This is a genomic window from Entomohabitans teleogrylli (assembly GCF_001484765.1).
GTDB lineage: Bacteria > Pseudomonadota > Gammaproteobacteria > Enterobacterales > Enterobacteriaceae > Entomohabitans > Entomohabitans teleogrylli.
In genome coordinates, this window is sequence record NZ_KQ947384.1 from 23,168 (window position 1) to 44,652 (window position 21,485).

Below are 21,485 nucleotides of genomic sequence, written 5' to 3' on the forward strand. Positions count from 1 at the left end.
ACTGGCAACCACCAACGGTTCAGACGTTAAAGATCGGCAACAGCATATACAGCTTAATCACCAGCGCGTTAACGATATCAATGAAAAACGCCCCCACCATCGGTACCACCAGAAACGCCATATGCGAAGGGCCAAACCGGTCGGTAATCGCCTGCATATTGGCGATAGCGGTCGGCGTTGCCCCGAGTCCGAAACCACAGTGCCCCGCCGCCAGTACGGCGGCGTCATAGTTTTTACCCATCATCCGGTAGGTGACAAACACCGCGTACATCGCCATCGCCAGCGTCTGAACGGCGAGGATTGCCACCATCGGCAGCGCCAGCGAGGCCAGTTCCCACAGTTTCAGGCTCATCAAAGCCATCGCCAGGAATAGCGACAGGCTGACGTTACCCAGTACCGATACCGCCCGCTCAAACACCCGATAAAAACCGATCGTCGCCAGGGTATTGCTGAGAATCACACCGACAAACAACACGCAGACAAAGGTCGGCAGCTCGAATACCGTCCCCTGTAGCCACTGCGCCACCACGCGGCCCAGCGTCAGGCAGATGGCGATCAGCGCAATAGTCTCAATCAACACCAGCGAGGTAATCATCCGCCCTACGTCCGGTTTTTCAAACGCGGTGGGGGCTTCACTGTCATCCGGCGTACCGTCCGGCGTGGAAGAGTGTTTCACCAGGTAGCGGGCTACCGGGCCGCCAATCAGCCCGCCGAGTACCAGCCCGAACGTGGCGCAGGCCATCGCCACTTCTGTCGCATTCTGAAACCCGTAACGCTCAATAAAAAGCTTACTCCAGGCCGCGCCGGTCCCGTGACCGCCGGAAAGGGTTATCGATCCCGCCAGCAGCCCCATCAACGGATCCAGCCCCAGTAAACTGGCCATGCCAATACCGATGGCGTTTTGCATCATTAGCAGACCGACCACCACAATCAGGAAGGTCCCCACCACTTTACCGCCGGATCGCAGGCTGGCCAGGTTCGCATTCAGGCCGATAGTGGCAAAAAAAGCCAGCATCAGCGGATCTTTCAGCGACATATCGAAGTCAATTTCCCAGTCCAGGGTTTTCTTCAGGATCAGCAGGGCAATAGCCACCAGCAGCCCCCCGGCAACGGGTTCCGGGATGGTGTATTTTTTCAGTAAGGGAACGCTATGGACTAGTTTGCGCCCCAGCAACAGCACCAGCGTCGCAGCGACCAGGGTAGCCAACGTATCAAGATGAAACATAAAAAAGCTCCTTACTTAACGCATGACCTATTCACGCACGTAATTATTCCTGCTGTTATCACTCTGATATAAGGAATCAGGAGCTGAATTTTAATCAAAAAACAGTGAAAAGTTATATAAAAAGCTTAAAACATCCACTTTAAATATTACCTTTCAGCGTAAGCAATCGATTGCTTTTAACCGTCAGTCCGATAAAATCTCCGCTTTTCCACCATGGGATTACCTCTGATGTCAGCCAACACCGTCGAAGCGGGAAATGAGCAACCGGTTACGCCTGGTCACCCCAGCGAGCTTATTTATCGTCTCGAAGACCGCCCCCCACTTCCCCAAACTCTGTTCGCCGCCTGCCAGCACCTGCTGGCCATGTTCGTGGCGGTGATTACGCCGGCTCTGTTGATTTGCCAGGCGCTGGGTTTGCCGGCGCAGGATACCCAGCACATTATCAGTATGTCGCTGTTCGCCTCCGGTGTGGCGTCCATTATCCAGATTAAAACCTGGGGTCCGGTGGGTTCCGGGCTGCTGTCCATCCAGGGCACCAGTTTTAACTTTGTTTCACCGCTGATCATGGGCGGCCTGGCGCTGAAAAACGGCGGTGCGGATGTGCCCACCATGATGGCGGCACTGTTTGGTACGCTCATGCTCGCCAGCTGTACTGAGATGATCCTGTCGCGTTTTCTGCATCTGGCGCGGCGTATCATTACCCCACTGGTGTCCGGCGTCGTGGTGATGATTATTGGCCTGTCGCTGATTCAGGTGGGCCTCACCTCCATTGGCGGCGGCTTTGCGGCAATGAATGACCATACTTTCGGGGCGCCGAAAAACCTGCTGTTGGCCGGCGCGGTCCTGGTGGTTATCATTTTGCTTAACCGCCAGCGCAATCCGTATCTGCGCGTCGCATCGCTGGTGATTGCCATGGCAGTCGGGTATCTGCTGGCCTGGGCGCTGGATATGCTGCCGGAAAACACCACGCCGGCGAACAGCGACCTGCTGATGGTTCCCACCCCGCTCTATTACGGATTAAGTATAGACTGGAACCTGCTGATCCCTCTGATGCTGATCTTTATGGTGACCTCGCTGGAAACCATCGGCGATATCACCGCCACATCGGATGTCTCTGAACAGCCGGTTTCCGGCCCGCTGTACATGAAACGCCTGAAAGGCGGGGTACTGGCGAACGGCCTGAATTCCTTTGTTTCCGCCGTGTTCAATACTTTCCCAAACTCCTGTTTCGGCCAGAATAACGGCGTGATTCAGTTGACCGGCGTCGCCAGCCGCTACGTAGGCTTTGTAGTAGCGCTGATGCTGATTGTCCTTGGGTTGTTCCCGGCAGTAAGCGGATTTGTTCAGCATATTCCTGAGCCGGTGCTCGGCGGAGCGACCATCGTGATGTTTGGCACGATTGCCGCTTCCGGGGTGCGTATTGTATCGCGCGAACCGCTGAATCGCCGGGCGATTATGATCATCGCGCTGTCGCTGGCGGTAGGAATGGGCGTCTCTCAGCAACCGCTGATTCTGCAGTTCGCCCCTGAGTGGATGAAAAACCTGCTGTCATCGGGTATCGCCGCCGGCGGCATTACCGCCATCGCGCTGAACCTGATTTTCCCTCCCGAAAAAGAGTGATTCTCCCGGCGGCGGTGTAAGATCCGCCGCCGCTGATGTCACATTTCAGGACAATCTCCCCCTTGAGATGGCGCGGTAAATCGGGCATAACTGCCTACAGGTATGCTCAGGGGATGGAAGATCATGAAAAAACCGGCAAAACTCATCGTGACACTGCTTATCGTTCTGATGGGTGCGATACTGGTTTGTTATCTCCTGTTGCAGACCCGCTGGGGCGCCAGCTGGGTTTCCGGTCAGGTGAGTAAAAACAGCGCCTGGCATTTAACCTTTGAGCGTATGGAGCACGACTGGTCCTCCCCGTCCCATTTGCTGCTGAAAAATGTCTCCTTTGGCCGCGCTGGCCAGCCCGCCACTCTGCAAGCGCAAACGGTGGATATCGGGCTCAGCGCCCGCCAGCTCAGTTCACCGCTACACGCCGATACTATCCTGCTGGAAAACGGCACTCTGAATCTGTCGCCGGATACGGCGCCAGTGCCGCTGCAGGCCGATACGCTGCGGTTGCGCAATATGGCGCTTAACAGCCCCAACAGCCGCTGGGATTTGAACGCGCAGCGGGTCAATGGCGGAATTTACCCGTGGTTGCCGGAGGCGGGAAAAGCGCTGGGTAGCCGCGCCAGTATTCAAATCAGCGCCGGCTCACTCAGCCTCAACGGTATACCGGCCAATAATGTCCTGTTGCAGGGCGGCATTGACGGCGAGGCGATCACGCTGACCACCATCGGCGCCGATATTGCCCGCGGCTCTCTCACTGGCAGCGCCCACCGTAATCCGGATGGCGGCTGGGAACTGGAAAGCCTGCGGCTGAGCGATATTCGCCTGCAGAGCGACCAGGCACTGCGCGATTTTCTGCGCCCAATTGCCTCTGTGCCATCGCTGAAAATCGATCGACTGGAGGTGACCGATGCCCAGCTTCAGGGGCCCGGCTGGGCGTTCACCAATCTCAATCTGAGCCTGCGCGACCTGACGCTGGCCAATAGGGACTGGAGTAGCGACGACGGTAAGCTGTCGATGAACGCCAGCGAAGTGATTTATGGCGACCTGCACCTGTTCGATCCGATTGTTAACGCCGATTTTACGCCGCAGAACATCGCGTTACGCCAGTTCACCTCGCGCTGGGAAGGGGGGATGGTACGTACTTCCGGAGTATGGCAGCGCCAGACAAAACAGCTGGCGTTGAATGAGATCGCCCTGGCCGGGCTGGAATACACCCTGCCGGCCAGATGGCGCCAATACTGGATGGCGCCGCTACCAAACTGGCTACAATCGGTCACGGTAGAGAAACTGACCGCCAGCCGCAATCTGATTATCGACGTTGATCCGGCATTTCCCTTCCAGCTCACCTCGCTGGACGGTTATGGCGCCCGACTGGAGCTGGCGAAAGCCGGGCAGTGGGGCATATGGTCGGGTACTCTGAACCTGAATGCCGCCCAGGGAACCTTCAATCGTCAGGATGTCCGGCGTCCCTCTATCGCCCTGAGCGCGACACCTGAGGCTATTACCGTCAGCGAGCTGAGCGCCTTTGCCGGACAGGGACTGCTGGAAGCCAGCGCCACAATTGGCCAGAGCCCTGCCCGCCCGGTCACCGTCAATTTACAGGGCCGCTCGGTACCGCTCGATACTCTGCAGGCCTGGGGATGGCCGGCGCTATCGCTGACCGGAGACGGCAATCTGCAACTCCAGGCCAGCGCCAGTCTGGCCGCCGGCGCGCCGCTACGGCCATCGGTGAACGCCACTCTGCAGGCCAGTGATGCAAGCGGGCAACAGCTCCACCAGACCCTGCAACAGGGCGTCGTGCCGCAATCCTGAAACTATTCTTCTTCGTTACCGCCCTCTTCCAGAGGGCCAAAAGGATTTGCCGGCAGCACGATGTAAATGCCTTCAAACACTGCGCCGGGCACATCATTTCCACACAGTTCAACCTGGAGTTGCACCCGGGCTTTGCGCCCTCTGGCCAGACGATCCAGATCGCCGCTCAGGGAGCCCAGATCGGCAATAGCCCCCGGGCGACCGCTGATCGGCTTACTGTAGCGAATATGGGCATCGGCCAGAATGATGGTGCCGCCAAGATGGCGCTCGCGCAGCATCAGCCAGATCAGCCCCCAGCCGGTCAGGGTCGCCAGCGAAAACAGGCTGCCGGCGAACAGCGTATGGTGAGGATTCTGGTTACCGGTTTCCGGCATCGTGGTGATAAATTTCTGCCCGGTATACTGCTGAATGCGCACCCCCATCTTTTCACTCAGCGGGATGTGCTGGTACCAGGCCTGCTGTAGCTGGGCGCACCAGTCGCCGCGATGCAGAATATCATCCAGCGAAGCGATGGGTTTAATCATCAGAAAATGGCGCACTGGCGTGGTCTGCGGCGTCGTAATCTCCCCCTGGTTTAAAAACCCCAGCCGGGCGAAAAACCCCACCGCGTCCTCGCGAGCGCTACAGGTAACCCGCTTCACCCCTTCCTGACGGGCCACTGATTCCAGCGTCATCGCCACCAGGGTTCCCAGCCCTTTTTGCTGTACGCCGGGATGCACGGCAAGGAAACGAATCGAGGCTTCGTTATCAGCGTTAATGTACAGCCGCCCCACCGCTACCGGATTCCCCTGTTCATCCACCACCATCTGGTGGTGCGCCATGGCGTCCCATGCATCACGTTCCGATCCCCGCGGCTGATGCAGGGGTTTACGCAACATTTCCCAGCGGAACTGGTAGTAACATTCAAGCTCTTCTTCGCTTTGCGGTACTCGTAAGTGATACATCTTTACGCTCTCTTTTGCTCACACCTGCAGCCAAAAGGTGACCGGTCCATCGTTGACCAGCGACACCTGCATGTCTGCAGCAAAACGGCCCGTTGCGGTTGTCGCTCCCTGCGCGCGACAGCGGCCAACAAAATAGTCATATAGCGCCTGAGCCTGCTGCGGCGCGGCGCCTTTCGAAAAGCCAGGCCGCATACCCCGTTCGGTATCCGCCGCCAGGGTAAACTGCGATACCACCAGCACACTTCCCCCGGCCTGTTGCACGTTGAGGTTCATCTTGCCGTCGGCATCGCTGAAAATGCGATAACCGAGCACCCGTTCGCACAGGCGATTGGCCTTTTGCTCGTCGTCGTCTTTCTCAACCCCCAGCAGCACCAGCAGCCCCGGGCCGATTTCTCCGGTGACGTCCCCTCCCACGGCCACGCTGGCCCGGGATACGCGTTGAATTAATGCAATCATGATGGTTCTTTTTCCGCCTGCCTGGCGAGTTGTCTGAGTTTGCGGTATTCCCCGAGAGTGACAGTAATTTCCGCGCCGAGCAATACAATACACCATGTCCAGTACACCCAGACAAAGAGTATCGGGATCACCGCCAGCACGCCGTAAATCAACTGGTAAGAGGGAAACATGGTGATATAGATGGCAAAACCTTTCTTGCCCAGTTCAAAGAGCAGCGCCGCCACCAGCGCGCCAACAATCGCATCGCGGTTGGCGACCTGCGTGGTTGGCACCACACTGTAGAGTAGCCAGAACGCCACCCAGGAAAGCAATAGCGGGAAGATACGCAGGACGTAGTCAATGACACTGTTAAAATCGCTGGCCCAGCGTAGCGACAGCAAATAAGAGCTGATCGCCAGACTCGCCCCCGCCAGTAGCGGCCCAAGCGTCAGAATCATCCAGTAAACGGCAAAGGAGTAAACCGGAGAGCGTTTGCGGGTACTGCGCCAAATGGTATTCAGGGCGCTATCAATGGAGTACATCAACAGCAGCGAGGTGACAATCAGCCCACAGGCCCCCACCGCCGTCATCTTGCTGGAATTAGCGACAAACTGTTCGATATAGCGCTGAATAACATCCCCGGTGGCGGGAATAAAATTAGCGAAGATAAAATGGCGCAACTGGACACTGATGTCAGAAAACATCGGGAACGCGGCGAACAGCGCAAACACCACGGTAACCAGCGGCACCAGAGAGAGCAGGGACACATAAGCCAGGTTCCCCGCCAGAGTGGTCATATTATCTTCATCAATACGCCGCCACAGCAGTTTCAGCCAGGCAATAATCGGTCGGGTGCCATGCCTGGCTTTTTGATGAACGGTTCTGAACATAATTATTTCGCAAAATATTCAGGGACGGTCTGATTATCAACCACCAGAATACTGGTCATGCCCAGATGCTGCGCGCCGCGAATATTTTCAACATTATCGTCGAAGAAGACCGCATCCGCCGCGCTCACCCCTTCGCTGGCCAGCACCTTCTGATAGATGGCCGCCTCCGGCTTGCGGGCTCCCAGTTCCTGAGAAAGATAAATCTTGTCCGCCGCCGCGATAATTTCCGGGTAGATACCCGGCCAGTGGGTGGTATGCAGATTATTGGTGTTGGACAGCACCACCACGCGATGACCTTCGTCGCGCAGCCGCTGCATAATTTCCACCACCTCCGGGCGCAGCGCCACAAATACCGCCTGCCATCCGGCGGCGAACTGCTCGAAACTGAGCGCCATATTCAACTCGTGGCAAACGGCTTCGGCGAACGCCTCGTCGGTTATCTCTCCACGCTCATGCTGATGAAACGCCTCCCCCATTGTGAAATCTTTCTGTAACCGCGCCAGCGGTACGCGACTGTAATCACTCCATACCCCCAGCACCCGGTTAAAGTCGATATCGACAATGACATTCCCTAAGTCAAAGATATACAGCATGTCTCTCTCCTTTTGCGACGTGGAAAAATAACTGTAGCGGGAAAGATATGATTTGACTATCGACGTCTCCATAAGTCAGGCAAAGTTATTATGTATTGGCGCTGCAGGCCGCCGGTAGACGGCCTCTGACACTGAGTCAGGCGTGACAGGTATTAAGGGGTGAGGTTACAGCGCGCTGAAACGCCAGTTGTTATTCAGTAAGGCGAGTCCCGCAGCGCCGATTCCAGTAGCGCCAGCAGGCGCCCGTTGTCCACAGACTGTAATATCTGTACCTTACCGCCCACGGCATCAGGGATCCCGACATCCACCCGCAGCGGCGGCCGGTAGCGCCAGGATTTGCCGCGCGTCGCGCCGGGGCGAATTTCGACATCGGCAAAATAGTCCGCGGCGCTGGCGACTCGCTTATCCAGCAGCCAGGCCACCACCAGCACATCATGAATCCAGCTACCGGGCAGACGCCGGGTCTGCATTGAGTAATTCATCCACGGGCGCAGGGTTTCCACCACAAAACGCGCCAGCGGCTTATCAATAGCCGCCAGCCTGTCGAGATCGGCGTGGGTCATCATGGTCTGCGTGGTCACGTCCATCGGCACCAGGGTCACCGGCGCGCCACTGTTTATCACAATGTGCGCCGCCTCAGGATCCAGCCCGAAGTTGGTATCCTTGATATAGTCATCCAGCGCAAACACCCCGCCCATCACGGCAATTTCCGCGACCGACGACGCCAGCGCCGGAAACTGTTCGATCGCCCGCGCGACATTGGTCAGCGGGCCGATAGCCACCAGAGTAATCTCTCCGGGATGGGCGCAAATCAACTGCCCCATCGCCTCAACGGCGTCCGATGGCGGAATCGCCAGCGGCTCAGGCTGGCGTACGCCGTCCCACAGCGCGGCGAGGCGCACATCATATACCCGCTTATCGAGAGCGGCGCGCCAGGGCTCTGGCGGCTCCCGCAGCGCCTGGGTTTCACCGCGCAGCACCGGTATCGTCAGCCCCAACTGGTTGATAAGATCCTGGGCCACCCGCCACCCGGTTTCGCTGGGCGTATTGCCGGCAACCGTGGTTATCATCTCCAGAGAGATCTGCGCAGACGCCAGCGCCAGCGCCAGCGCCAGTCCGTCATCAACATTAGCGCCGACGATCCCATTACCGGGATCGCAGTCAATAATTACTCTTTTCATTGTTGGTTATTCATTTCTTCAGACGTGGAGCGTATTCCGCTGGCAGCCGCAGGATTCGCCGATTTCCAGATAGTGAGAGAACTCGCGCAGCATCACATCGCCATTCCAGGCCTTGATCATTTCAATAGCGCCGCGGGCCATCTCCCGCACCGGCTGGCGCGTGGTGGTCAACGCCGGCACATGATACGCGCTTTGCACGGTGCCATTAAAACAGACCAGCGCAATATCATCCGGCACGCGCATTTGCCGCTCAGAGAGCGCACGGATAAACCCAATCGCCTGCGCCTCGTTGCTGGCAAACAGCGCCTCCGGTAAGTCACCCAGGCTGAGCATACGCAGAGCGGCCTGGTAGCCGCCTTCGCGGGTATATTCCGCCGGAAACACCCATGCGTCATGCACCACAACCGATTGCTCCACCAGCGCGTCCTGCCAGCCGCGATAACGATCCCTGGCGTTGTTCATCTCCGGCGGCCCGCTAATGATCCCAACCTTGCGGTAACCGTGGCTGAGCAGATGGCGCGTCACCCGATACGCCGCATCACGTTCATCAATGCGCAACATGCTGACCTGCTGCCCCTCATCGACGCTATCCAGCAAAATAAACGGTGTACCGCTGGATTTGATCTGGTCAATAAACGGCTGGCGGTTGACGCTGGTATAAAACAGCCCGTCAACCTGGCGACTGAGTAAACTCTGTACCAGTTCGCGTTCGCGCTGCTGATCGTCACCGGAATCACCCAGCAGCATAACGTGACCACAGTTAAAAGACTCCTGCAACAAAGCGTGGGCCATTGCGGCGACAAACGGGTTGCTGATGTTCGGGACAATCAGACCGAATGTTTTGGTACTGCCCGACGCCAGCGCGCGGGCGACGGCGTTCGGGCGATAACCGGTGGCTTTGATGGCGTCCAGCACCCGCTGGCGGGTAGCCTGCGCCACTGGCCGCGGACCGTTGTTGATAACATAACTCACCACCGCGACCGACGTCCCGGCATGTCTGGCCACATCATTGCGCGTTACGCGATTCGGGTGCTGTTTTGCCACATCAACTCCTGATAAAAAAATGCCTGCCCTCTTTTAACATATTGGCTTAAATGGCGTCTTCCGGAATATTTAAATCACGCCCGCGGGTTTCCGGCGCCACAAAGGTGGTCAAAAAGCCGATGGTCGCCATAGCGGAAAAATAGACCGCAATCGGCCACCAGTGACCGGTAAAGGACAGCAGCGCAGCGGCCACCAGCGGAGCTGTGCCGCCGGACAAAATAGACCCCAGCTCTTTGGCGGTGGCCATTTTGGTATAGCGGTGGGTAACGCCGAATAACTCCACGCCCCACGCCGCCTGGACGCCAAAAATCCCCAGCGACGCCAGCGCCATGCCGACGACGATGGTTGGAATAACAATCATCGGTTCGTGGCTGTCAAGCAGAGTGAACGCCGGCCATGCGTAGAGCATCAACAGCACGCAAAACCAGCGATAGACAATGCGTCGGCCAAAACGATCGGAAAGCCAGCCGGCCAGAGGAATCACCAAAAATCCCAGTAGCGAAGCGATAAAGACCGCTGTGGTCGGCACAGATTTATCCATCATTAAAACTTTCGCCACATAGCCGACGATAAACCCCTGCGCCAGATAAGACGGGCCGTTTTCGCCGATACGCAGCCCCACCATGACCCAGAAGGATTTACTGCGCTGCCAGAAAGAGCGGGTATCGACCCGGGCTGACTGGCTGGACAGAATATCCTCGCGCTGAGCCTGCAACTGCGCTTTTTTACGTTCAAATACCGGGGTTTCCCGCAGATTGCGGCGTATCCACAGCGCGACGATCGCAATCAGGAAGCTGCATAAAAAGGGTACCCGCCAGCCCCATGCCAGCAGAGTCTCCTGATCCATCTGCACCACCGCCAGCCAGACCAGCGATGCCAGCAGGGTGCCGCTGTTCGAGCCCAGCGCAATCACCGAGGAGACCAGGCCGCGCCGTTCAGCGGGCGCATATTCCCCCAGCGTCACGGTGCCGCCGGAAAGCTCCGCTCCGGCGCCGAATCCCTGGGTAAAACGCAGTACCACCAGGCAGGCCGGCGCCCAGAAACCGATCGATGCATAGCTGGGTATCAGCCCAATCAATGTGGTAGAGAGCCCCATCAATACGATAGTCGACACCAGAACCACTTTACGGCCCTTGCGATCCCCCAGCCAGCCAAAGAATAGCGCGCCGATTGGCCGGGCGATAAATCCCACCGACCAGGTGGCGAAACTGGACAGCAACGCCACTGCGGGCGTCATTTCCGGAAAAAAGACATCGCCAAAGATAATCCCGGCGGCAAGGCCATACAGCGCAAAATCGGCGTACTCCATCGCCGTTCCCAGCCAGCAGGAGAAAGTGGCGCGCCAGAAGTCATTACGTCCTTCCTGAGTCGACAACCGTTCGTCCGCTGCCGAAGTCGCTACCTGTATAGTCTCAGTCTGTGAAGATGTAGAAGTCATGCGGTTACCCTGAATTGAGATTCGGCACCAGCGGCCCGGTCTGCTGCCTAGCATCGGTGCGGTTAATTAATCATACGTCAGTAAAAGTGTTATGTTTCCCTGTTCGCTTATTGACATCATCTACGCATGTAGAACAACGGCGCTACTATAGTTCACAGAAATCTACGCGCGTAGATTTTACTGTAAAATATGAGATGCGCTTCTCTTTTATTGACGATATCAATTATTCAGCACCCGTGTTACATCCCCATGACAGGCAGATCGCCGGACATAAAAAAGCCGCGGATGAATTTATCTCCGCGGCTTTTTCTGAAGGCGACTTACGCCTCTTTAGTACGGTTCGCGCGACGGCGATCGTTCTCGGTCAGATGGCGCTTACGCAGGCGAATCGAGGTTGGGGTGACTTCCACCAGCTCGTCATCGTCGATAAACTCCAGCGCCTGCTCCAGGGACATTTTCACTGGCGGAGACAGGGTGGTGGCTTCATCAGTACCGGAGGCGCGCATGTTAGTGAGCTTCTTACCGGTCAGGCAGTTTACAGTCAGGTCGTTAGAGCGGCTGTGAATACCGATAATCTGGCCTTCATACACTTCCGCGCCGTGGCCGAGGAACAGCTTACCGCGATCCTGCAGACTGTACAGGGCGTAAGCGACGGCTTTACCCTGGCCATTGGAGATCAACACACCGTTCTGGCGCTGGCCGATTTCACCCGGACGCACATCGTCGTAGTGGCTGAAGGTGGAATACAGCAGACCGGTACCGGAGGTCATGGTCATAAACTCGGTACGGAAACCGATTAAACCACGGCTCGGGATGATGTAATCAAGACGCACGCGGCCTTTGCCGTCCGGCATCATATCGCGCAGTTCACCTTTACGCAGACCCAGCGCTTCCATGACGGAACCCTGATGCTGCTCTTCGATATCCAGCGTAACCTGCTCGAACGGCTCCTGACGGCGGCCATCGATTTCGCGGAAGATAACTTTCGGGCGCGATACCGCCATTTCGAAACCTTCACGACGCATGTTCTCGATCAGAACAGACAGATGCAGTTCGCCACGGCCAGAAACGCGGAAGGCGTCCGGGTCTTCGGTCTCGTCGACGCGCAGCGCGACGTTATGCACCAGCTCTTTATTCAGGCGATCGAGGATCTGCCGGGAAGTGACGTATTTACCCTCTTTGCCGCAGAACGGCGAGGTATTAACGCAGAAGAACATGGTTACGGTCGGCTCATCCACTGACAGCGGCGGCAGCGCTTCCACATTCGCGGGATCGCACAGAGTATCGGAGATATTCAGCTCGCCAAGACCAGTGATCGCCACGATATCCCCTGCTTCAGCGGATTCGGACTCAATACGCTGCAGGCCGAGATGGCCAAGAACCTGGCCGATTTTACCGTTACGGCGTTTGCCTTCAGCATCGATGATTGTGACCTGCTGGTTCGGCTTAACCACGCCGCGCTTGATACGGCCAATGCCGATAACGCCAACGTAGTTGTTGTAGTCCAGCTGCGAGATCTGCATCTGGAACGGGCCGTTGACATCCACTTTCGGCGATTCGACGTATTTGACAATAGTTTCAAACAGCGGGGTCATATCGTCGGCCATATCTTCATGGTCCAGACCGGCAATCCCGTTCAGCGCGGAGGCGTAAACGATCGGGAAATCCAGCTGTTCGTCGGTAGCGCCAAGGTTAACGAACAGGTCGAAGACCTGATCGACAACCCAGTCCGGGCGCGCGCCGGGGCGGTCGACTTTGTTGATAACGACAATCGGCTTCAGACCGTTGGCGAATGCCTTCTGGGTCACAAAGCGAGTCTGCGGCATCGGGCCATCCATTGCGTCAACCAACAGCAGTACGCAGTCAACCATTGACATTACACGCTCCACCTCGCCGCCGAAGTCGGCGTGCCCGGGGGTGTCCACGATATTGATACGGTAGTCGCGCCATTTAATGGCGGTGTTCTTCGCGAGGATGGTGATCCCGCGTTCTTTCTCCAGGTCATTGGAGTCCATGACACGTTCGGTAAGCTCAGAACGCTCACCAAAGGTGCCAGATTGTTGCAGCAGCTTGTCAACCAGGGTGGTTTTACCGTGGTCAACGTGCGCAATGATGGCGATGTTACGCAGATTTTCGATCACAACTTTGCCTCAGGCATTAGAAATAGCGCGTTATTGTACACGTATTAATCGAAGGACTGAACAGGATCACAAACATCCCCCGTAAACAAGTATTGCAGGGTGGCTTTGTGATCGCTTTCACGGAGCGGAAAGAGGGCTCCCTAACGCAAATTGCACCAACAGAGTGCTCTTTTTTTACATAAAAGCACTATATTGGTGCAATACTGCCATTATGGTGCAGCCCTTTTGCACTATGGCGCGCATGATAACGCCTTTTTAGGGTGTTTTTAAAGTTGGCACGCTTTTCGCTTTAACAAAAACAGGGCGCCACGCCACTTTAAAGAACTCGTTACCACGACGACAATGACAAATCCGGGAGATTGTAAGTATGTCCGCTGAACACGTTTTGACGATGCTGAATGAGCATGAAGTGAAATTTGTTGACCTGCGCTTCACTGACACCAAAGGTAAAGAACAGCATGTCACTATCCCCGCTCACCAGGTGAACGCCGAATTTTTCGAAGAAGGCAAAATGTTCGATGGTTCTTCGATCGGCGGCTGGAAAGGCATCAACGAATCAGACATGGTGCTGATGCCGGACGCGTCTACCGCTGTCATTGACCCGTTTTATGAAGAATCCACGCTGATCATCCGCTGCGACATCCTGGAACCCGGCACACTGCAGGGCTACGATCGCGACCCGCGCTCTATCGCCAAACGCGCCGAAGACTACCTGCGTTCCACCGGCATCGCGGACACCGTGCTGTTCGGGCCGGAGCCGGAATTCTTCCTGTTTGACGACATCCGCTTCGGCAGCTCCATCTCCGGCTCTCACGTCGCTATCGACGATATCGAAGGCGCCTGGAACTCTTCCACCAAATACGAAGGCGGTAACAAAGGCCACCGTCCGGGCGTGAAGGGCGGTTATTTCCCGGTTCCGCCGGTTGATTCCGCGCAGGACATCCGTTCTGTCATGTGTCTGACCATGGAAGAAATGGGCCTGGTGGTTGAAGCGCATCACCACGAAGTAGCGACTGCCGGCCAGAACGAAGTGGCAACCCGCTTCAACACCATGACCAAAAAAGCGGACGAAATTCAGATCTACAAATACGTCGTACACAACGTCGCTCACCGCTTCGGCAAAACCGCGACCTTTATGCCGAAACCGATGTTCGGCGATAACGGTTCCGGTATGCACTGCCACATGTCGCTGTCGAAAAACGGCGTGAACCTGTTCTCCGGCGACAAATATGCTGGTCTGTCCGAGCAGGCGCTGTACTACATCGGCGGCGTTATCAAGCACGCCAAAGCCATCAACGCTCTGGCGAACCCGACCACTAACTCCTACAAACGTCTGGTGCCGGGTTATGAAGCGCCGGTAATGCTGGCTTACTCTGCCCGTAACCGTTCTGCTTCTATCCGCATTCCGGTGGTCTCTTCGCCGAAAGCGCGCCGTATTGAAGTGCGCTTCCCGGATCCGGCGGCGAACCCGTACCTGTGTTTCGCGGCGCTGCTGATGGCCGGTCTTGACGGTATCAAGAACAAAATCCACCCGGGCGAAGCGATGGACAAAAACCTCTACGACCTGCCGCCGGAAGAGGCTAAAGAGATCCCGCAGGTTGCCGGCTCTCTGGAAGAAGCGCTCAGCGCGCTGGACGCAGACCGTGAGTTCCTGACCGCGGGCGGCGTTTTCACCAACGAAGCTATCGATGCCTATATTGCGCTGCGCCGTGAAGAAGATGACCGTGTGCGCATGACGCCGCACCCGGTAGAGTTCGAGCTGTACTACAGCGTTTAAGTTTTTTTGTTGCCGTGGAAACTTTTAGCCCATCTCCGGATGGGCTTTTTTCTCCACCTGCAGCGTATCGCTGCCAGGCAACATTTGATTAGAGCCCGAGCTGGCGGCCAAAAGCGTGAGCAATATCCGGCATTTACCGGCAAAGACATAGCCTTAATCAAGTGAGCGCCTATAATGCACTAAAATAGTGCAACGTCCCGGAGGCTGCAAATGGCAACAGGCGAGCTGCCCGATGCTGGGCAGATCCTGAATTCTTTAATTACCAGCATCTTGTTGGTCGATGATGATTTGGCCGTTCACTATGCTAATCCTGCCGCTCAGCAATTGCTGGCGCAGAGCTCGCGTAAACTCTACGGTACTCCGTTACCCGATCTGCTGAGCTATTTTTCGCTGAATGTCGCGCTGATGCGCGAAAGCCTCAGCGCCGGTCAGGGTTTTACCGATAACGAAGTCACGCTGGTTATCGATAACCGATCGCACATTCTCTCTCTGACCGCCCAACGGCTGGCGGAAGGGTATACGCTGCTGGAAATGGCGCCCATGGATAACCAGCGCCGTCTTAGCCAGGAGCAGCTTCAACACGCCCAGCAAATCGCCGCCCGGGATCTGGTGCGCGGTCTGGCGCATGAGATCAAAAATCCTCTCGGCGGCCTGCGCGGCGCGGCGCAGTTGCTCAGTAAGGCGCTGCCTGACCCGGCGCTGACGGAATACACGAAGGTGATCATCGAACAAGCCGACCGCCTGCGTAATCTGGTGGATCGTCTGCTGGGGCCGCAACAGCCGGGTATGCATGTCACGGACAGCATCCATAAGGTGGCGGAACGGGTGGTGAAGCTGGTGTCGATGGAACTTCCACCCGGCGTGGTACTGATACGCGATTATGATCCAAGTTTGCCGGAGTTCGCTCACGATCCTGACCAGATTGAACAGGTTCTTTTAAATATCGTCCGCAATGCGCTACAGGCGCTCGGCGGTCAGGGCGGCGAGATTATTCTGCGTACCCGCACCGCTTTTCAGTTGACCCTGCACGGCGTGCGTTATCGCCTGGCGGCGAGAATCGATATTGAAGATAACGGCCCGGGCATTCCGGCGCACCTGCAGGACACGCTGTTTTACCCCATGGTCAGTGGACGCGAAGGCGGCACCGGACTGGGACTATCCATCGCCCGTAGCCTGATCGACCAGCATTCGGGAAAAATTGAATTTACCAGTTGGCCAGGCCATACCGAGTTTTCGGTTTACCTGCCTATTCGGAAATAGAGGTGTTTATGCAACGAGGGATAGTCTGGATCGTTGATGACGATAGCTCCATTCGTTGGGTGCTGGAGCGGGCGCTCACCGGAGCGGGACTGCACTGTACGGCGTTTGAGAGCAGTAATCAGGTGCTGGATGCGCTGGCAAGCAAAACCCCTGACGTTTTACTCTCTGATATCCGCATGCCCGGTATGGATGGCCTGGCGCTGCTGAAGCAGATTAAGCAGCGTCACCCGATGCTTCCGGTCATCATAATGACCGCCCATTCCGATCTCGACGCCGCCGTCAGCGCCTATCAGCAGGGAGCTTTCGACTATTTACCGAAACCCTTTGATATCGATGAAGCCGTTGCGCTGGTAGAGCGCGCTATCAGCCACTACCAGGAGCAACAACAGCCGCGCAATACGCCCGACAGCGGGCCCACCACCGATATTATCGGCGAAGCTCCCGCGATGCAGGACGTCTTTCGCATCATAGGCCGCCTGTCGCGTTCTTCCATCAGCGTGCTGATCAACGGCGAGTCCGGTTCCGGTAAAGAGCTGGTGGCACACGCCCTGCACCGCCACAGCCCGCGGGTAAAAGCGCCTTTTATCGCCCTGAATATGGCGGCGATTCCCAAAGACTTAATCGAGTCAGAACTGTTCGGCCATGAGAAAGGCGCCTTTACCGGCGCCAACCAGATCCGCCAGGGACGTTTTGAACAGGCCGATGGCGGTACACTATTCCTCGACGAGATTGGCGATATGCCGCTGGATGTCCAGACCCGCCTGCTGCGCGTACTGGCCGATGGGCAATTTTACCGGGTCGGCGGCTATGCGCCGGTAAAAGTCGATGTTCGTATTATTGCCGCCACGCACCAGAATCTGGAACAGCGGGTACTGGAAGGTAAATTTCGAGAAGATTTATTCCATCGCCTGAATGTCATTCGCGTCCATCTGCCGCCGCTACGCGAACGCCGGGAAGATATTCCGCGCCTGGCGCGCCATTTTCTGCAGGTAGCCGCCAGGGAGCTGGGCGTGGAAGCCAAACAGCTGCACCCGGAAACGGAAGCCGCCCTGACCCGTATGGCCTGGCCTGGCAACGTTCGCCAGCTGGAAAATACCTGCCGCTGGCTGACCGTGATGGCCGCCGGTCAGGAGGTTCTGATTCAGGATCTGCCCACCGAGCTGTTTGAATCGACGGTACCGGATAGCCCTTCCCAGCCGGCCGCCGATCACTGGGCGACATTGCTGGCCCAGTGGGCCGATCGGGCGCTGCGCTCCGGTCATCAAAATCTGCTGTCCGAAGCACAGCCGGAAATGGAGCGTACGTTGCTTACCACGGCTTTGCGCCACACCCAGGGCCATAAGCAGGAAGCGGCGCGTCTGTTAGGATGGGGCCGTAATACCCTGACGCGTAAACTGAAAGAGCTGGGAATGGAATAGCAATGCCACTTTGTAAAAATTGCTTAGCGAGCCCAAACTGCTGTTATTTTGCGCTTTACTGTGGCGGCAAGTTCAGTATGATCGAGCGCGTTCACGCGGGAGGGGTAACATGCTGGAATCATTAATACATATGGTGTCGCAGAGCGCGGAAATCAGCGCCGCTGCGGCCCAGACGCCGCAAACGGCGGTTGCGGCGCTACTGTGCGCGGCGCTGTTCAACTTCTTCAGTTGATGAAAAAAGCGGGAGGTTTCTCCCGCTTTTTTTTATATCACTCGTGAGAACTGCTGCATCCGCGCTTTCTGGCGCAGATAGCTGTCAAAGCACATGCAAATGTTACGTATCAGCAGCCGTCCCTTACCTGTCACGCGAATATGGCGTTCATCGACATCCACCAGCCCGTCCTTAGCCAGCGGCGCCAACAGCGCCAGGTCTTCTGCGAAATAATCGGCAAACACCACATCCCACTGCCGTTCAATATCGGCAAAATCGAGCCGGAAGTTACAAATCAGCGATTTGATCACATCGCGACGAATGCAGTCATCACGGGTCAGCGCCAGACCACGCCACAGGGCGTCGCCCCGCTCATCAATCTGCTGATAATAACGCTTGAGCTCTTTCTGGTTCTGGGCATAACAATCGCCGATCATACTGATCGCGGAAACTCCCATCCCCAGCAGATCGGTGTCGCCCTGGGTGGTGTACCCCTGGAAGTTGCGATGCAAAAGGCCATTACGCTGCGCTACTGCCAGTTCATCATCCGGGCGGGCAAAGTGATCCATACCGATAAACTGATAGCCTGACTGCGTCAGAGACATAATCGTCTCCTGCAGGATATCCAGCTTTTGCTGGGGCGTCGGTAAATCAGCGTCCTTGATCTTGCGCTGCGCGGCAAACAGGGTCGGCAGATGGGCGTAATTAAACACGCTGAGCCGATCGGGTTTCAGCTCCGCAACCCGCGCCAGCGTAAAGGCAAAGCTTTCCGGCGTCTGCTTCGGCAGGCCGTAGATCAGATCGATGTTGGTTGAGGTAAAGCCAATTTCCCGGGCGCGGTTAATCAGCGCAAAGATGAATGCCTCATCCTGCTCGCGGTTCACCAGGCGCTGAACCTCTTTATTGAAATCCTGAACGCCCATACTCAGGCGATTAAAGCCTTCCTGACGCAGGTGATCCAGCACATCCAGTTCGATTTCCCGCGGATCCACCTCGATGGAGATCTCCGCATCGTCGTTAAAGTGGAAATGGCTTCTGAGTAAACCCATCAGACGGCTGATTTGCGCCTTGCTCAGGTACGTTGGGGTACCGCCGCCCCAGTGAAGCTGGCTGACCCGTCGGCCATCGAACAGCGGCGCGCGGTGTGCAATCTCCTGCTCCAGCGCATCCAGATACTGATCGGCTTTATGCTGCTGGCGGGTAACGATTTTATTGCAGCCGCAGAAATAGCAAAGTTTATGGCAAAACGGGATATGCACGTACAGCGACAAAGGCCGCTCAGGATAGCGCGCCACTGCCTGTTGAAAATCAGCGGCGGCGAAATTTTCTGAAAACTCAAGGGCCGTGGGATAAGAGGTATAGCGTGGCCCGGAATAGTTATATTTCTGGATTAGGGCCAGATCCCAGTCGATTAACTGCTCAGACATACTCACTCCTTCCGACGATGTCGTGCGCGCGAACGGCGCTCCGGCCTGCCCATCTCCCGGGAGATGAGCCGGCTGCGCAACCACCTCTGGCGCCGCGACAGCCGCTGTAGTTTAACGAATAACCACACCAGATAACATACAATCGGCAGGATCAGCAGCAGAACCGGTAAGCCCACGACGCGATAATTAGCTGCCACCTTTGAGAAGGCGCATCATATCTTCTTCACTTTCTTCGTCTTCTTCATCGTCATAAGAGAGACCAAGCTGCTGCATTAACGCATCAATACGATCCAACTTTTCATCAACCCAGGCACGCTCTTCCGCACTCAGGTTTTCCCCCTCTTCCAGACGCTCCAGCAGTGCATCCAGACGCTCGTCGTTTTCCAGCAGTTCCAGTTCAGCCTGAGGTGTTAACATAGGTTTTTCACTCTTCGGTTGATGCTGCGGTTTCGTAACGGGCTCGCTAACGCCCAGTGGAATCGGTTTTTTACTGCCAACGCGCGGATCTTTTTGTGATGCGCCGCCTTTTACGTGAGACGATTTAGGCCCGCCGTTTGCCCGGCTCCCCGCAGGATGACCGCTGTGTTTTTTCTGACGTTTGCGGTCACGCGCTTCCTGGTTCAGCTCTTCACGCGTTTTGCGACGCTGTTTACCCGGCCCTTTGCCACGCGGTGCGGAGGTTTGTTGCTTCATGATATGTCGTCTCAGGTTATTTCTTTCAGTATAGAATTGCGGCGGAATCTATCAGAAAGCAAGCAAAGAAAAAAGGCGGCAGGATAACCTGTCGCCTTCTTTACCCATTTACGGGCCACACTTTCCCTGTTTGCTGCCGACAACCCCTGTCTTTCCTTTAGCAACCAACGTTCCGCGTTGTGTTCCATTTCCCTTCAGATACGTCTTCCAGACGCTCGCCATCCTGGCTACTTCCTTTCTGTATCTTCCTGATACCCCTGAACACTCATCCTGAGTGGTTATTCCTTTCAGGCTACCCTGCCTTTGATAACTACTTTACCTTTATCCCTGATTCTCACAAGGTATTATCCGGTTACTGGAAATATCCTATATTGTTTAATTTATGTTACCCCATTATTTTTAAATGATTTTTTATGGGTAGCACAATAATCATTTATGTAAAGTCTTAAACGACTAATGGCAAATGTCTCACACCGCTGCCAGGCATTTCCGCCAGTCTGGTTTCCTTATGGATAACCGCGCCTTTTCTGCACGTTAAGGTATAATCCCTCGCCAAGGCACATCCTCTATGGAGACGACCATTTTGACTAACTGGAACTATCAACTGACGCGCTTTGTAACCAGCGCGCCGGATATTCGCCACCTGCCTTCTGATACCGGCATCGAAGTGGCATTTGCGGGCCGCTCCAACGCAGGTAAATCAAGTGCGCTTAATACCCTGACCAACCAGAAAAGCCTGGCGAGAACCAGTAAAACGCCAGGCCGGACACAATTAATCAATTTGTTTGAAGTCGCGGAAGGAAAGCGCCTGGTGGATCTGCCTGGTTATGGATACGCCGAGGTACCTGAAGAGATGAAGCGGAAATGGCAGCGAGCGCTGGGAGAATATCTTCAGAAGCGTGAATGCCTGCAGGGGCTGGTGGTGTTGATGGACATTCGCCACCCGCTTAAAGATCTCGATCAGCAGATGATTGAATGGGCCGTTGATTGCCACATCCCGGTGCTGGTACTGCTTACCAAAGCGGATAAACTGGCCAGCGGCGCGCGCAAATCACAATTGAATATGGTGCGCGAGGCCGCCATCGCCTTTAACGGCGATGTTCAGGTAGAGGCTTTCTCATCACTGAAAAAAATCGGCGTCGACAAGCTGCGCCAGAAGCTGGACAGCTGGTTCAGCGAGCTCACCCCGGTAACGGAGCAGCCCAGCCAACAGCCGGAATAAGATATAGCGTACGGCCAGCTCCGTACGCTGACTCCCGGATTTCACGCAATAAAAAACGCCCCGGCCATTTCTGACCGGGGCGGCTAAAATATTCAGCCAAATCCGATTACGTGAAGTAAAAGGTCTGAAAGATAGAACATCTTACCTCTGTACCCTACGC

19 protein-coding genes are annotated in these 21,485 nt (G+C 56.2%); 7 read left to right on the forward strand and 12 right to left on the reverse strand.

The features are described from left to right. Positions 1-19: 19 nt before the first annotated feature. Positions 20-1,225 carry a sodium/glutamate symporter gene (gltS, locus tag AQ981_RS11680; protein WP_058911926.1) on the reverse strand — a complete coding sequence of 402 codons (1,206 nt, stop codon included), beginning with the start codon at positions 1,223-1,225 and terminating at the stop codon, positions 20-22. 228 nt (positions 1,226-1,453) lie between these two features. Here gltS and AQ981_RS11685 point away from each other — a divergent pair, with 228 nt between their 5' ends. Together AQ981_RS11685 and AQ981_RS11690 are read left to right on the forward strand one after the other, a co-directional pair. Then, positions 1,454-2,845 (forward strand): nucleobase:cation symporter-2 family protein, encoded by a 1,392-nt coding sequence (locus AQ981_RS11685; RefSeq protein WP_058911927.1) that lies wholly within the window; start codon positions 1,454-1,456, stop codon positions 2,843-2,845. A 123-nt stretch (positions 2,846-2,968) separates the two neighbouring features. Then, entirely contained in the window at positions 2,969-4,651 is a 1,683-nt protein-coding gene (locus AQ981_RS11690) for an AsmA family protein (RefSeq protein WP_058911928.1), read from the forward strand. Positions 4,652-4,653: 2 nt separating this feature from the next. Here the strand turns inward: AQ981_RS11690 and fabY are convergent, their stop codons facing one another. The 8 genes from fabY to typA form a co-directional block, all read right to left on the reverse strand. Next, entirely contained in the window at positions 4,654-5,595 is a 942-nt protein-coding gene (gene fabY, locus AQ981_RS11695; RefSeq protein WP_058911929.1) for a fatty acid biosynthesis protein FabY, read from the reverse strand. An 18-nt stretch (positions 5,596-5,613) separates the two neighbouring features. Beyond that, a complete protein-coding gene (gene dtd / locus AQ981_RS11700) occupies positions 5,614-6,051 on the reverse strand; it encodes a D-aminoacyl-tRNA deacylase (protein WP_058911930.1) in 438 nt (145 codons plus the stop codon). After that, a complete protein-coding gene (locus AQ981_RS11705; RefSeq protein ID WP_058911931.1) occupies positions 6,048-6,920 on the reverse strand; it encodes a virulence factor BrkB family protein in 873 nt (290 codons plus the stop codon). The genes dtd and AQ981_RS11705 overlap by 4 nt, the downstream gene beginning before the upstream one ends. A gap of 2 nt (positions 6,921-6,922) precedes the next feature. Further along, on the reverse strand, positions 6,923-7,513 hold the full coding sequence (gene yihX / locus AQ981_RS11710; protein ID WP_058911932.1) for a glucose-1-phosphatase: 591 nt from the start codon (positions 7,511-7,513) through the stop codon (positions 6,923-6,925). A gap of 194 nt (positions 7,514-7,707) precedes the next feature. Next, positions 7,708-8,694 carry a nucleoside hydrolase gene (locus AQ981_RS11715; RefSeq protein WP_058911933.1) on the reverse strand — a complete coding sequence of 329 codons (987 nt, stop codon included), beginning with the start codon at positions 8,692-8,694 and terminating at the stop codon, positions 7,708-7,710. An 18-nt stretch (positions 8,695-8,712) separates the two neighbouring features. Next, entirely contained in the window at positions 8,713-9,738 is a 1,026-nt protein-coding gene (locus tag AQ981_RS11720; RefSeq protein WP_058911934.1) for a LacI family DNA-binding transcriptional regulator, read from the reverse strand. Positions 9,739-9,784: 46 nt separating this feature from the next. Next, positions 9,785-11,176: an MFS transporter gene (locus AQ981_RS11725; RefSeq protein WP_058911935.1), complete on the reverse strand. Its 1,392-nt coding sequence runs from the start codon at positions 11,174-11,176 to the stop codon at positions 9,785-9,787. Between the two features lie 320 nt (positions 11,177-11,496). Further along, entirely contained in the window at positions 11,497-13,317 is a 1,821-nt protein-coding gene (gene typA / locus AQ981_RS11730) for a ribosome-dependent GTPase TypA (RefSeq protein WP_058911936.1), read from the reverse strand. 367 nt (positions 13,318-13,684) lie between these two features. On the opposite strand from typA, the gene glnA reads away from it, so the two are divergent. The 4 genes from glnA to AQ981_RS27645 all read left to right on the forward strand — a co-directional run bounded on the left by glnA (position 13,685) and on the right by AQ981_RS27645 (position 18,004). Continuing rightward, the gene (glnA, locus tag AQ981_RS11735; RefSeq protein ID WP_058911937.1) at positions 13,685-15,094 is read left to right on the forward strand and encodes a glutamate--ammonia ligase; all 1,410 of its coding nucleotides are present in this window, start codon (positions 13,685-13,687) and stop codon (positions 15,092-15,094) included. Between the two features lie 210 nt (positions 15,095-15,304). Continuing rightward, a complete protein-coding gene (gene glnL, locus AQ981_RS11740) occupies positions 15,305-16,354 on the forward strand; it encodes a nitrogen regulation protein NR(II) (protein ID WP_058911938.1) in 1,050 nt (349 codons plus the stop codon). An 8-nt stretch (positions 16,355-16,362) separates the two neighbouring features. Next, positions 16,363-17,772 (forward strand): nitrogen regulation protein NR(I), encoded by a 1,410-nt coding sequence (gene glnG / locus AQ981_RS11745; protein WP_058911939.1) that lies wholly within the window; start codon positions 16,363-16,365, stop codon positions 17,770-17,772. A 109-nt stretch (positions 17,773-17,881) separates the two neighbouring features. Beyond that, positions 17,882-18,004 (forward strand): YshB family small membrane protein, encoded by a 123-nt coding sequence (locus AQ981_RS27645; RefSeq protein ID WP_154675935.1) that lies wholly within the window; start codon positions 17,882-17,884, stop codon positions 18,002-18,004. 32 nt (positions 18,005-18,036) lie between these two features. Here the strand turns inward: AQ981_RS27645 and hemN are convergent, their stop codons facing one another. Both hemN and yihI read right to left on the reverse strand, forming a co-directional pair. After that, on the reverse strand, positions 18,037-19,410 hold the full coding sequence (gene hemN, locus AQ981_RS11750; RefSeq protein ID WP_058911940.1) for an oxygen-independent coproporphyrinogen III oxidase: 1,374 nt from the start codon (positions 19,408-19,410) through the stop codon (positions 18,037-18,039). A gap of 186 nt (positions 19,411-19,596) precedes the next feature. After that, positions 19,597-20,103 (reverse strand): Der GTPase-activating protein YihI, encoded by a 507-nt coding sequence (yihI, locus tag AQ981_RS11755; RefSeq protein ID WP_058911941.1) that lies wholly within the window; start codon positions 20,101-20,103, stop codon positions 19,597-19,599. A 583-nt stretch (positions 20,104-20,686) separates the two neighbouring features. Here yihI and yihA point away from each other — a divergent pair. Beyond that, complete coding sequence (gene yihA / locus AQ981_RS11760) at positions 20,687-21,325, forward strand: ribosome biogenesis GTP-binding protein YihA/YsxC (RefSeq protein ID WP_249226308.1); 639 nt, start codon at positions 20,687-20,689, stop codon at positions 21,323-21,325. A gap of 92 nt (positions 21,326-21,417) precedes the next feature. On the opposite strand, the gene spfP is transcribed toward yihA, so the two are convergent. Then, a complete protein-coding gene (spfP, locus tag AQ981_RS28670; protein ID WP_071892919.1) occupies positions 21,418-21,465 on the reverse strand; it encodes a small protein SpfP in 48 nt (15 codons plus the stop codon). Positions 21,466-21,485: the final 20 nt, after the last annotated feature.